Raw genomic sequence first — 13,477 nt, 5'->3', positions numbered from 1 at the left:
ATCAGTTTGAGTTGCAGCTACTATAGGTGCAACTCAACTTGATATAGTGCAGGTATAGTGCAGCTTTATTAAGCCACCTTTTGGGCTGCAGCTTTTAATGTCGACTTAGATGCAGTTGTTGCACTAGCCTCTGCAACAACGCCTTCTGCTGCGGCATCTTCCGATGCGTCTTTTGTTGCTGCTAAGCCAGCTTTATCGGCTGTGATTTTAGCCGGCGCTTTTGCTTTTTTAGTTGGCTTTTTCTTAGCGCCTAAAGCAATTAATACCTCATCTTTATTTTGGGCTAAGTATAATGCTAAGGCATCTATTTGTTGCTCATCTGTCATTAGCTCACTGGCGCTTAAAAATTCAGTAAGCTCATCTGCCGTGTCTAACATTTTATCATAAGCATCTGCTTCTGCTTTAGAAGTAAAAGTCATCTTCTGGGCTCCGTTACGCTCGACCACATATTTAATAATAACTGCCATGCTATTCCCCACTTATTTAGTTAACTGTTATTTTATACAGTAATTATTATTAAATGTCGACTGCTTTAGCTCGAATTATGCTCAAGTTTAACGTAATATAATTTTGTCTATCTGGGTGAATAAACAAGGAAAAATATGACAGATATCGTTTGGTCACAACGTCGCTCAAATACAGAGTTAAGCCGCCCTAAAGATTTACGAACGCCGTGGCAACGCGATAGAGCTCGGATACTGCACTCTGCTGCTTTTCGTCGTTTACAGTCTAAAACCCAAATACTCGGTATTGGCCAAAATGACTTCTATCGTACTCGGCTAACTCACTCATTAGAAGCAGCCCAAATTGGTACCGGTTTAGTTAATCAATTAAAAAGTAAGCTCGCCGCTGAACAGCAGTTATTGCTGCCAGATCATAGTTTAATTGAGGCCTTATGTTTAGCGCATGATATTGGCCATCCTCCTTTTGGTCATGGGGGGGAAACCGCGCTAAATTATAAAATGCTCCATGCTGGTGGCTTTGAAGGTAATGGCCAAACCCTACGTATAGTTGCAAAACTAGAGCCTTATACTTTAGATAACGGTATGGATTTATCACGGCGCACCTTATTGGGTTTATTAAAATACCCGGTGTTACAGCCTGACTTACAGCATATCCAACTGCCAGAGGTTAACCCGCTAAGCTTAAATGCCTGGAAACCAACTAAAGCTATTTTTGCCGATGATGCCGATATCCTTGATTGGGTGTTAGCACCTTTAAGTGAGCATGATCGCCAGTTATTTCAACAAACTGATGTAATTGCCTGCAGCCCTTATCTTAAATCGCGGTTTAAATCATTAGATGCGTCTATTATGGAGCTGGCAGATGATATTGCCTATGGTGTGCATGATCTTGAAGATGCTATCGTGCTGGGTAATATAAGCCACAATCAGTGGTTGAGTCACACTAGTTCGTGTTTTTCATCCCTATCTAGTGACTACCAAGAGATATTAGATAACATTAGCCAAAACCTGTTTAGTGAGCAGCATCACCTTAGAAAAGAAGCCATTGGCTATTTAGTTAACTTACTGATTTGTTCGGTTGAACTTGTTACCAGTTTAGGTCAAGCAAAAAGCCCGTTGATCCGCTTTAATGCCGCCCTGCCCGATGTTGAGCAAACATTATTAAACTGTTTAAAACAAGTGGTATATCGCTGTGTAATTTCACGCCCCGATATACAGCAGTCGCGTTTTCGCAGTCAAAATATGCTGATGTCATTATTTGATGCCTTTGCCTCAGATCCTGAGCGTTTACTGCCGGCAAATACCCAAGTGCGTTGGCGCCAAGCCCCTTATGAATTAAAGTTAAGAGTGATTTGTGATTATATTTCAGGGATGACTGATGATTATGCAGAGCATATGTACCAAAAACTATTTGCAGCACCATGGCGCTGATAAGCAAAACTAAGCCCTGCTAATCTGCTATACACGCCTGTGGTGTATTCCTAACGCTACAGCACAGGCGTTATCTTTGATATAACAGCTATATAATGTAGTTTAGCCTTAGATATGAAGGCTAAATTACGCAGCAGGATCAGCTAATAACTGCTCTAAGCAATGTTGTTCAATGCCATAAAACTGTTTAATTTCTGCTATCTGAGCCAATACCTGACTAGGATCTTTAGCCTGTTTACGCTTGGTTGCTAAAATCATTTTATTTTTACTGGTGTGTTCTAAAGAGATAAATTCGAACACTTTTGTTGAATAGCCATGCGCCTCTAATAATAAGGCTCGTAAGCTATCTGTTACCATTTCAGCTTCTTGGCCTAAGTGAATACCATGCTGGAGCATAGGCGCTAAAATTTGCGGCATCTTCATTTGCGGTCTAATTTGTTTATGACAACAAGGTGAGCACATTATAATTTCGGCCCCTGTTGCTATGCCCATATGCAAAGCATAGTCTGTCGCTGTATCACAAGCGTGCAAAGCAACCATGATATTAATCCCCTTGGCTTTAAAGTGCTTAACGTCACCTTGCTCAAATTGTATACCGGTTAATTGCAATTTATTTGCCGTTGCATTACATAAGTCTACTAAGTTTTGTCTTAGCTCTACGCCGGTAATCTGTGCAGTAGATTTTAAATGATTACTAATATAGTCATGCATTGCAAAAGTTAAGTAAGCTTTGCCTGAGCCAAAATCTGCAATATGTAAGTTTTGCAAGTCAGCTAAGCCGGCTTCTTGTACTGCGTTTGCGAAAATCTCAATAAACTTATTAATTTGTTTCCACTTTCTAGACATTGCCGGAATTAGCTTATGCTGTGCATCTGTCACGCCTAGCGCTTGCAAGAAGGGCTGCTGTAGTGATAAATAGCGCTGCTTTTCTCTGTTATGAGCTACAACTTGAGCTGCGTTAACTTGCACTGAGTTGTTATCTTTTAGCGTGATTGCCTTAGTTTTAACTAAACATTTGCCTTTTTTACTAAAGGTAATTTGCGTTTCTGCGTCTGTTGTAAATAAATTAGCCGCGAAAAATGTTGTTCCTAATAAGGCTTTAACTTCAGCTATAGCAGCGGTTGCTAAAAAATTTTTAGTAATATCATTCGTTTTATATTTATAAGTAAAACTCAGCTGCCATTGTTCTTTTAGTAAAACAGGACGAATTTGCACCTGCTTTAGTGCGTCTGGCCCTTGGTATTTACTTAACACCAATTTTTGAATTGATTGGGCGGTAACAGCCGCCTGAAATTGAGAGAAGAAGTTGTTAATTTTAACTAAATTTTGCGCAGTGTCAGACATGAGAAAAGCTACATAGCAGATAAAGCACTTATTTTAAACTGAAACCCAGTAACAGGGAAACTATTAACGCTTATTAGGCTGTATATCGTAACTTTTGACTTTTAGGTAAAGGGCTTATTCTATTATTCAGTAACCTAACGACATGTAACCGAGGCAATTCCTTACCCGTTAAAGTAGTTATACTTTCTAACAGTAAGCAGGTGCTACATTCATCATCTGTACTAACAACAATAGCATGTTGCGTACTTAGGCCACGAATTACAACAATAGAGTAAGGTTCAACACTGTGATTGTTAGTCTGCTGAAAATGCCAACTTTTATGTGCTAATAAAGGCAGATATGCGCAACTTAATCCGGTTAAACATAATTCAAGTCGCACCGCGTCAGGTAACGTTAACGCTTGTAGGCTTTTATCAAGATCCCAAAACACTTCTGCTTCGGCAATTGATAGCGCTTGTTGCATAGGTTTAGCCACAAGTTGCGCCGCACAAAAGGGCGAACAAAAAACCAGTTCATCGCTAATATCTAGCAATAAACGATCTCGTTTTTGGCAATAGTTCCACTGCCAACTTTCTGATGGCGTTAACATGGCTAATCCTTGCAATTATAAAACAAACACATTATAGAATAACACTATAGTGTTCAATATATTAAAGATTAATTGGCTATAAAAACAACAGATCTATGCTTGATCATTATAAGCTAGTAACGATCTGTTTGATTAAATTCGGTCCTTGGTAAATAAAGCCTGTATAGACTTGCACTAAATTAGCGCCTGCTTGTAATTTTTCTATAGCAGAATCTGCATCATGAATGCCACCAACCCCTATGATTGGCATTTCTTTACCTACTGCTGCTCGTAGTTGCCTTATAACTTCTGTGCTTTTATCTTTCACTGGTAAGCCACTTAGCCCCCCAGCTTCATTAGCATGTTGCTGACCTGCAACCGCAGCACGCTCTAATGTGGTATTGGTCGCCACCACACCATCCATTTGACTTTGCAATAAAGTTTGCGCTACTTGCTGTACCGCTATTTCATCCATATCTGGTGCAATTTTAATAAATATAGGTACATATTTATCATACTTAGCTTGTAAATCGAGTTGCTCATTTTTAATGCTATTTAACAGATCTAATAACGCATCACCAAACTGCAAGTCACGTAATCCTGGGGTATTAGGCGAAGATATATTCACCGTAATATAGCTAGCGTGCATATACACCTTACGCATGCAGTGAATATAATCATCTTTGCCTTGCTCATTTGGCGTATCTTTATTTTTGCCAATATTAATGCCTAAAACACCTTTATATTGTGCTTTTTTAACGTTTTCTACTAAATAATCAACGCCTTTATTATTAAAACCCATACGGTTAATAATGGCTTGAGACGCTGGCAATCGAAAAATTCGTGGTTTATCGTTACCTAGTTGCGGCTTAGGCGTAACCGTACCCACTTCAACAAAACCAAAGCCCATTTGGCCAAAGGCATCAATACACTCAGCATTTTTATCTAAGCCAGCGGCTAGACCCACGGCATTATCAAAACGAATACCTGCTACAGTGACCGGCTTAACAGGCAAATCCTGTTTCCATAATAAAGAAAATGGACTATGTGCCAGCTTATTTAAGCTACCAAGCGCAAAGTTATGTGACCACTCAGCATCACATGCAAACATTAATTTTTTTGCCAATGGATAAAACATATATCGCCTTTTATTTAGAAAAAAAATACCCCAGACTAGCTGGGGTATTTTAACCATTTATTGGTCTATTGCACAGTATCGCAGTTATGACTTAATAACATAAGTTCACGTAATGCCACTGAAAACTTAGCCATTTCATGATTCTTAGTTGTTTTAAACTCAGCTAGCATTAAGCGCCAACGCTCTAATAAAGCATCGTGCTCTGTGATCCAAGTCGCGATAACATCATCAGCTGAACAAGTTTTACCACAGCTTCGAACAACAACAGCAGCAAGTGAACGTTGTTGCCAGTCTAGCTCTTCACGGTAGGATGCTCGAGCAAGCGCTTGCCAATGGTTAGAGACAGCTTGATGAGTTATTTGCTCTAAGAACCAATGTAAATCTAAGCTATCACCTAGTTTAAAGTAAATTTCAGCTGCCATAGCTAAAGATACTTTCTCATTATCAGCTACTTGAGCAATATCCATTGTTGAGAATAAGGTGCTTAAATGCGCTAGATATTGAGCAATATCTGCAGGTACACCCTTTTCTTCGAATCCAGCTTGCTTTTTAGCTAATTGCTCAGCTTCAGCTGGTACTAAGAAACTAGCTAAATTTGCACTTAATTGCTCAAAACCAGGTTTAAAATAATCAACCGTTTGCTGAATACTTAGCGACTTATTACGATGACGTAAGAACCAACGCGTAGCGCGACGCATAGTACGGCGGATCTGATGCAACAATTGGCTTTGTAACTTAGCCGGGATCACGTTATCTAGCTGTTCTAATTTAGCCCAGATAGTTGGAATATCGAATAAGTCACGCGCTATTGAATAACACAAGGTCACTTCACCGACACCCGCACCGGTTTCTTCTAACATGCGCTGTGTAAAGTTAGGTCCCATTTCATTAACCAGCATATTGGCAACTTTAGTCGCAACAATTTCAGCTTTTAATGGGTGGTTCTCAATCTGTGTTGCATAACTTTCTTGTAACAAAGTTGGGAAAGAACTAAATAATAAGTCTTTAAAGTAATCATTATCTGTAATTTCTGGCAACACCAACTGCTCTTTTAAGACCATTTTGCCATAAGCAGTAATAATCGCTAACTCTGGGCGAGTTAAACCCTGACCTTTAACCATGCGGTCAGCAAGTTGTTCATCAGATGGTAAAAACTCTAATTCACGATTTAACTTACCGTCTTTTTCCAAAGTATGAATAAAACGGGTATATTCTTTAATTTGCTCAGAACCCAGTATTGAAGAAATACTGATACTTTGCGTTTGACGGTAACATTCAGCAATAACTAAGCGTGATACGTCATCTGTCATATCAAATAACAATTTATTACGCTGCTTAAAGGTTAAATCTCCGCTCGCTAATAATGCGTTAAGTAAAATTTTAATATTTACTTCATTATCTGAACAAGTTACCCCACCTACGTTATCAACGAAGTCAGTATTAATACGACCGCCATGCATTGCATACTCAATACGACCACGTTGGGTAGCGCCTAAGTTACCACCTTCACCAACAATCTTAGCTTGAATATCTTTACCATTAACACGTAAAGCCTCAGAGCCACGATCGCCCACTTCGGCGTGAGTTTCATCAGTTGCTTTAATGTAAGTACCAATACCGCCGTTCCAAATAAGATCGACAGGCATCATTAAGCATTCACGAATTAACTCATTTGGTGTCATGCTAGCTTTTGTTGTACCTAGCATCTGTTTAATTTCAGGAGATAACTTGATTGATTTCGCACTGCGAGAGAAAACACCACCACCTGATGAAATAAGTGATTTATCAAAGTCATCCCAAGTTGAAGTAGGTAACTTAAATAAACGCTCACGCTCTGGCCATGTTTTAGCTGCATCTGGCTGCGGGTCAATAAAAATGTGCATATGGTTAAAGGCAACTTGTAAACGGTTATGTTTAGATAACAACATACCATTACCAAAAACATCCCCCGCCATGTCACCGATAGCAACACAAGTAAAATCAGTGGTTTGACAATCAATACCAATTTCACGGAAATGACGTTTTACTGACTCCCAAGCACCGCGTGCGGTAATCCCCATGCCTTTGTGGTCATAACCATTTGAACCACCAGAAGCAAAGGCGTCGGCCATCCAGAAACCATACTCTTCTGAGATACCGTTAGAAATATCTGAGAAGGTAGCGGTACCTTTATCTGCTGCGACAACTAAATAAGGGTCATCTTCATCTAAACGAACCACATCGGTAGGTGGAACAATAGCACCTTGTTTAATATTGTCTGTAACATCTAATAAGCCACGAATAAAGGTACGGTAGCAATCTTTACCTTCATTAATAAAGGCTTCACGACCGCCTGTTTCAGGAAGTTTTTTACAAACAAAGCCACCTTTTGAACCTGTTGGTACAATAACGGTATTTTTAACGGTTTGCGCTTTAACTAAACCTAGTACCTCAGTACGGAAGTCTTCACGGCGATCAGACCAGCGTAACCCCCCCCGTGCTACTTTACCAAAGCGTAAGTGCGAACCTTCTACGCGTGGTGAGTAAACAAAGATTTCAAACATTGGTACAGGTAAAGGCATATCAGGAATTAAATCAGGTTTAATCTTAAATGAGATATACGCCTTATCATTACCCTGTGCATCTTGTTGAAAATAGTTTGTTCTAACAACGGCATTAATCATATCGATAAAGCGACGGATAATACGGTCATCATCTAGGTTAGCAACTTGCTCTAATTGCGCTGCAATTTGCTCTTCTAGTTTCTCAATAGATTTAGCTGTTGCTCGTAATTTTGGAGAAAAACGCTTATTAAACAACTGAACCGTTAAGTTAGCTAGCTCAGCATAACGGCCAAAGGTGCTTTCAACGTAAGACTGGCTAAAAGTCCCGCCGATTTGACGTTTATATTTAGCTAAGGCACGTAAAAGTGAGGCTTCACGGCCAGATAAACCGGCACTTAGAATTAAACGGTTAAAACCATCATCTTCTAATTGGCCTGCCCATACTTTAGCAAAAGACTCTTGGAATGATTGCTGCGCCGCTTCAAAATCTTCAGGCATGGCACAATTAAGTTCCATGGTGAAGTTTAAAATCCAGCTAACTGAACCATCGCTACTTTTCACTGCATAAGGCGTTTCGCCAATAACACGTAAACCAAAGTTTTCTAAAATAGGCAAGACATCAGACAAATGGATCGGATGATCTTTATGGAATAAGTTTAAGCGTACCGCTTTACTTTGAGCGCCTTCTTCTTGCGGGCGATAAAACAGCATTTCTAGTCTGTTATCATCATTTAATGCTTCAAGTTTACCAATATCGACTAAGGCATCGTTAGGTAACATTTCTTCTTTATAGCCACGCGGGAAAGCTGTTGCATATTTACGTGTTAATTCACGACCACGTGCTTCGCCATAAACACCGACTAAAGCAGTTTCTAATTTATCTTCCCAAGTACGGGCTGCTTCAACTAAATTTCTTTCAATATCTTTCACTTTATACTCGACATGGCTATCGTTGATCCGCACAAGATAGTGTGTGCGTGCCAACACGGATTCAGAAAAATAAGTAGTGAACTCTACAGGCTCTGTAGTACCTAATGCTTGCTGTAAAATAACTTGGGTTTCTTTACGTAACTGTGTGTTGTAACGTTCTCTAGGAACATACACCATCGCAGTAACAAAGCGACCAAAACTATCTTTGCGCATAAACAAACGCGTCATATCGCGCTCTTGCATCTGCAAGACGCCCATGGCAACAGTTAACAAGTCATCTGCAGAAGCTTGAATAAGCTCATCTCTTGGATAGGTTTCTAGTATATTAAGTAATGCTTTGTAAGCATGAGTACCTGCTGCAAACTCAGACGCATCCATTACACTGGCAAGTTTGCTTTTTAATAATGGAATATCAGCTGCGCTGTTGTTGTAGAATGAGGATGAATATAAACCTATAAATCTATCTTCACCTACTACATTACCTTCTTTATCAAACTTTTTAACACCAACATAATCAATATAAGCCGGACGGTGTACCCGCGATTTGCTATTGGTTTTGGTTAATACTAATAAATTACTATCTAATGCCATTTTACGGCCAGACTCTGGCAGCTCAGATAACATTAAATCACGCGCTGAAGATGCACGCATTAAGCCAAGCGATGTATCATCAATACCGCTTATTTTGTAGTCACCTTTTACTGGTGAATTGGTATAACTGCGATAGCCTAACAAAGTAAAATTATCTTGTTCTAACCAATTTAAAAAGTCGACGGCATTTTGCACATCTTCTTTTGAAGCCTTGCCACTATGTTTAGGTAATGCCTTAATAACCTGTTTAAGTTTATCTCGTGCTGGCAACCAGTCATTAACCGCTAGTGAGACATCTTCCATCACTGAGTGTAGCTCTTGGGTTAAAGAGTTAATTGTTTCTTTATCTGTTAAACGGTCAATTTCAATATGAAAGACTGTTTGTTTAGTGCTATGCGCTTCTTTGCTGCCAATTTTATAAAAGTCGATTACAGAACCATCTTTATTACGCTCAGTTTGTATCGGATAGTGTAATAATAAATGGGCAGTGATATTTTGTCGGCTTAACGCCATGCGTATAGAATCAACCAAAAATGGCATGTCTTGTACCACTATTTCCACAATAGTGTGTTTAGACTCCCAGCCATGTTTAGCTATCTCAGGATTAAAAACCCTGATTTTTTCGCCACTAGAGGCATGTTGATTAAATGTTTGCCATAAGCTTAAAGCAGCACCATAAAGGTCGCTGTCATTTCGGCCGGTAAGATCGTCGTTAGACATATTACCAAATAACATATAAGCAAACTTTTCAACCAGAGAAGTCTGATCTTTTACTCTTTGCTTAATTAATTTACTTACATTTTGTAGAAGTACAGAGGGTTGACCGTCAATCGGTGCCATTTTTATATCCTTTTTTACCATCACCTCAAGGGTGGGCTATATCGAACATATCAGAACGTGTCAGGTGCGCAGTGTAGTGCTTATTGTAACGCTTTTCGAGCTCTATTTGGTGCTTTATTACTGGTTAAACCACTCAAGCTCAACCAAAGTGAAAGTATATTTGCTTAATATGAATAAGAAATGATTTTTAGGCCATTTCTTATTCATAATTTATTTAATAATAGCAAAAGATTTAAATATTATTTTTTACGCCATAAAAATGCAGCAATAGCAGGTAGCACTACAATAGCGCCAAGCATGTTAACCACAAACATAAAGGTTAACAAAATTCCCATATCTACCTGGAATTTTAAGGCAGAGAATACCCAAGTACTAACACCTATAGCTAAAGTCACCGCAGTAAATAACACTGCACTGCCCCGCTCTTTAAGTGCTTGGTAATAGGCTTCTCGCAATGGAGCACCTTCACGTAAACTTTGGATCATATTTGAAAGGATATAGATACCATAATCTACACCTATACCCACGCCAAGTGCGATAACCGGTAGGGTAGACACGGTAAGACCAATTTGTAACTTTGTCATCAATGCGGTTGCTAGCACAGAAACAACGTAAAGGGGCACGATTACAGAAACCGTAGCACGTATTGATCTGAAGCTGATTAAACACAATAAAGTAACAGCCCCATAAACGTACCACATCATTGGCTGTTGTGCTTCTGCTACCGCTTCGTTTGTTGCCGCCATTACCCCGGCAGGGCCAGAAGCTAGTTTAAATTGTGTTTTGTCATCATTAAACTGTATTGAATACTCTTTAGCCGCTTGGACAACACGCTCTAGAGTTTCGGCTTTATGATCTTCTAAGAACAGCATAACCGGCATCACTGAGCAGTCAGCATTAAGCAGCCCAGTACTAGTTTCAACGCGCGAGGAAGCTTGCACTAAACTTTGCGTATTACGTGGTAATACTCGCCACTTAACATTACCTTCATTAAAGGCGGCATTAATTGTTTTAGAAACAGAAGCTAATGAAACCGTAGACTGTACGCCTGGAACGTTAGACATTAACCATTGAAAATCATCAACCTTTTTCATTATGCTATGTTCAGTACAGGCACTAGGAATTGATTCAACCATCACATTTAAATAATCAACTGAGATGGCAAAACGATCAGTGATTAAAAAGGTATCTTGGTTATAGGTAGAATCTTCATGTAGTGCAGGTGCACCTGCATGTAAGTCGCCAATTTTTAACTGCTGGCTTTGCATATAACCAAGAGTAAATAAGATGGCTGTTGTTACTAAAATAACAATAGCATATTTACGGGTAGCGAAAGCCGATAGCTTGTACCACACCTTATCCATAACCGGTGAGCCTGAAGCTGCACGTTGCTGATATTTTTCACTAAAGCGAACAAAAGACATTAACACCGGCAATAAAATTAAGTTCGTTAAAATAATAACCGCAACCCCTAAGCTTGCTGTTATAGCTAACTCCCGTATTACGCCAATTTCAATAATTAATAAGGTTAAAAAGCCGACGGTATCAGAAAGAAGCGCTACACCGCCTGGTACTAACAATTTACGAAAACTTGCTTGAGCCGCAGTTTTGGCATTCATTCCCGATGCCACCCGTTTACCGGTAGAGTTAATCATTTGTACGCCATGACTAACGCCAATAGCAAAAACTAAGAACGGCACTAAAATAGACATAGGGTCTATACCAAAACCCAGAACTGATAGCAGGCCCATTTGCCAAACGACCGCGATTAACGAACAGCCAATAGGCAACAAAGTCAGCATCAATGAGCGGCAGAAGAAATAAACCATGATAGCTGTAACGATTATCGCTATAGCAAAAAATAATAAAACGCCTTTAGCCCCTTCTGCAACATCGCCTACCATTTTCGCAAAGCCTATGATATGAACACTAATAGTTTCATTGGCAAATTTATTACGGATGTTCTGCTCTAAGGTCTGGGCAAAATTAATTGTATCAACTTTCTCATTAGTTTCAGGGTCAATATCAAGCAGTTGAGCCGATATCATTGCGCAGCTGTAATCATCGGCCACCATACGGCCGACAATGCCTGCTTTCTCTACATTTTGTTTTACTTTCGCTAAGCCTTTTTCATTAGCTTGAAAATCAGCAGGAATAACAGGGCCACCTGCAAAGCCATCTTCGACAACTTCAACAAAACGTGTACTTGGACTAAATAAAGACTTAACTTGAACTCTATTAATGCCAGATGTGTACAATAACTCATCATGAGTTTGCCGCAAGGTATCAAAAAATTCGGGATTAAAAATATCGCCTCGGCTATCGCATAAGGCGACTAAGATATTATTGGCGCCACCAAAGTCTTCCGCATGCTCTAGATAGGTTTGCATATATTCATGCTTTAAGGGAATATTTTTAGTAAATTCAGCATCTAACTTTATAGAAGCGGCTTTAAATATTAAAAATAACGTAGCTGCAACAAACGCTAAAATAACCAACAACCGGTGGCGAAATAGTGCATACTCAAATTTATTCACAATCCAATTTGCAGTCATATTAATTCATTTCACTTAAATTTATCGTTTTTATACCAATCTCAGTCACTAGGATTAGTTTATCTTGCCATATTAAACCGTTAACAATCGCCTTGCCATCGTCTTGGCTATGGTTAGCAAATGTCTCGCCATCATCTTGGCTTATTAACAAGCTACCTGCATTACCAAGCAAATAAATATTCTCGGCGCTATCAAGCACTATGCTATTGATGGTTGCTTGATTAGGTAATTCAGTTTCTTGCCAGCTTTCCCCGCTGTCGGTACTACGAAATGCATGCCCCCGTAAACCTACCGCTAACAAGCTATGCTGCGAAGTGCTTGCAATATCAAACATAGATCCATTATAAAACGCTTCTATACGTTGCCAACTCTGGCCAAAGTCAGAACTTATAGCGGCAAAACCAGCCTCGCCTACCATATAAAGAAAATCACCAACTGCATGGATACGATTAAAATGAGGTAAAATAACACCTTGTTCAATTGCATATGCAGCTGGATCGATTTCTTTTAATTCGAGCAAATAATCTTGGTCATCTTCAGAGAGTAATTCGGCATGAAATTCAGCTTGCCAAGTTTCACCACCATTATTAGTGCGATAAAACATACCATAAGCACCAACAGCGATGCCTTGGTTTTGATTACGAAAATACACATCAAATAATGGCTTATCTAACTCAGGTAAAAATTGTTGAATTTGCCAGTTAACGCCAGCATCAACCGTACTCAAAATTGTTGCATCGTGGCCTACCACCCAACCATGTTGATTATCAACAAAGCTTACTGCATTTAAATTCGCTTGCACTGGCACTTCAGCCTGCTGCCAATTTATACCATCAATACTGCGCAAAATATGGCCACGTTCGCCGACAGCGATTAAAAACTCATTGTTAACACTCGTTAAATCGGTTAACAGGCTTTCACTTGCCAAAGGGGCCTTAAAAGCTGCAATAGGTTTAACGGATTCGGTCGCTAAGCTTGGGTTACACACAGAAAGAAGTAGCGCACTAACTGCAGTTAACCAGATGTATTTATTCAACATATCTTTAGTTATTACTCATATTGTTTAATAAAAA

Annotated in this window: 8 protein-coding genes; 1 reads left to right on the top strand and 7 read right to left on the bottom strand. The window is 39.4% G+C overall.

The window, feature by feature from the left end; translation table 11 throughout:
• Positions 1–68: 68 nt before the first annotated feature.
• Positions 69–467, bottom strand: a complete 399-nt coding sequence (locus ACRCA4_RS12385) for a YebG family protein (RefSeq protein WP_433189035.1) — start codon at positions 465–467, stop codon at positions 69–71.
• A gap of 135 nt (positions 468–602) precedes the next feature.
• Here ACRCA4_RS12385 and ACRCA4_RS12380 point away from each other — a divergent pair, with 135 nt between their 5' ends.
• Positions 603–1,895 (top strand): anti-phage deoxyguanosine triphosphatase, encoded by a 1,293-nt coding sequence (locus tag ACRCA4_RS12380; protein WP_433189032.1) that lies wholly within the window; start codon positions 603–605, stop codon positions 1,893–1,895.
• 126 nt (positions 1,896–2,021) lie between these two features.
• On the opposite strand, the gene ACRCA4_RS12375 is transcribed toward ACRCA4_RS12380, so the two are convergent.
• The 6 genes from ACRCA4_RS12375 to ACRCA4_RS12350 form a co-directional block, all read right to left on the bottom strand.
• A complete protein-coding gene (locus tag ACRCA4_RS12375) occupies positions 2,022–3,239 on the bottom strand; it encodes a class I SAM-dependent methyltransferase (RefSeq protein ID WP_433189029.1) in 1,218 nt (405 codons plus the stop codon).
• A 73-nt stretch (positions 3,240–3,312) separates the two neighbouring features.
• A complete protein-coding gene (locus ACRCA4_RS12370) occupies positions 3,313–3,828 on the bottom strand; it encodes a cell division protein ZapC domain-containing protein (protein WP_433189026.1) in 516 nt (171 codons plus the stop codon).
• Between the two features lie 106 nt (positions 3,829–3,934).
• Complete coding sequence (pyrD, locus tag ACRCA4_RS12365; RefSeq protein WP_433189024.1) at positions 3,935–4,945, bottom strand: quinone-dependent dihydroorotate dehydrogenase; 1,011 nt, start codon at positions 4,943–4,945, stop codon at positions 3,935–3,937.
• 65 nt (positions 4,946–5,010) lie between these two features.
• Entirely contained in the window at positions 5,011–9,849 is a 4,839-nt protein-coding gene (locus ACRCA4_RS12360) for an NAD-glutamate dehydrogenase (RefSeq protein WP_433189021.1), read from the bottom strand.
• A 239-nt stretch (positions 9,850–10,088) separates the two neighbouring features.
• A complete protein-coding gene (locus ACRCA4_RS12355) occupies positions 10,089–12,404 on the bottom strand; it encodes an efflux RND transporter permease subunit (RefSeq protein ID WP_433189018.1) in 2,316 nt (771 codons plus the stop codon).
• A 1-nt stretch (position 12,405) separates the two neighbouring features.
• The gene (locus tag ACRCA4_RS12350; protein WP_433189015.1) at positions 12,406–13,443 is read right to left on the bottom strand and encodes a WD40/YVTN/BNR-like repeat-containing protein; all 1,038 of its coding nucleotides are present in this window, start codon (positions 13,441–13,443) and stop codon (positions 12,406–12,408) included.
• Between the last annotated feature and the right edge of the window lie 34 nt (positions 13,444–13,477).

It is taken from the genome of Rheinheimera sp. WS51 (genome assembly GCF_050936095.1).
Taxonomy (GTDB): Bacteria; Pseudomonadota; Gammaproteobacteria; order Enterobacterales; family Alteromonadaceae; genus Alishewanella.
Note: the sequence above shows the minus strand (reverse complement) of the source record. Positions and strands in the feature narration are given on the sequence as shown.

Bases quoted from the DNA above. Each gene is read 5' to 3' on its own strand.
- ACRCA4_RS12385 (WP_433189035.1), bottom strand. From the start codon at position 467: ATGGCAGTTATTATTAAATATGTGGTCGAGCGTAACGGAGCCCAGAAG.
- ACRCA4_RS12380 (WP_433189032.1), top strand. From the start codon at position 603: ATGACAGATATCGTTTGGTCACAACGTCGCTCAAATACAGAGTTAAGC.
- ACRCA4_RS12375 (WP_433189029.1), bottom strand. From the start codon at position 3,239: ATGTCTGACACTGCGCAAAATTTAGTTAAAATTAACAACTTCTTCTCT.
- ACRCA4_RS12370 (WP_433189026.1), bottom strand. From the start codon at position 3,828: ATGTTAACGCCATCAGAAAGTTGGCAGTGGAACTATTGCCAAAAACGA.
- pyrD (WP_433189024.1), bottom strand. From the start codon at position 4,945: ATGTTTTATCCATTGGCAAAAAAATTAATGTTTGCATGTGATGCTGAG.
- ACRCA4_RS12360 (WP_433189021.1), bottom strand. From the start codon at position 9,849: ATGGCACCGATTGACGGTCAACCCTCTGTACTTCTACAAAATGTAAGT.
- ACRCA4_RS12355 (WP_433189018.1), bottom strand. From the start codon at position 12,404: ATGACTGCAAATTGGATTGTGAATAAATTTGAGTATGCACTATTTCGC.
- ACRCA4_RS12350 (WP_433189015.1), bottom strand. From the start codon at position 13,443: ATGTTGAATAAATACATCTGGTTAACTGCAGTTAGTGCGCTACTTCTT.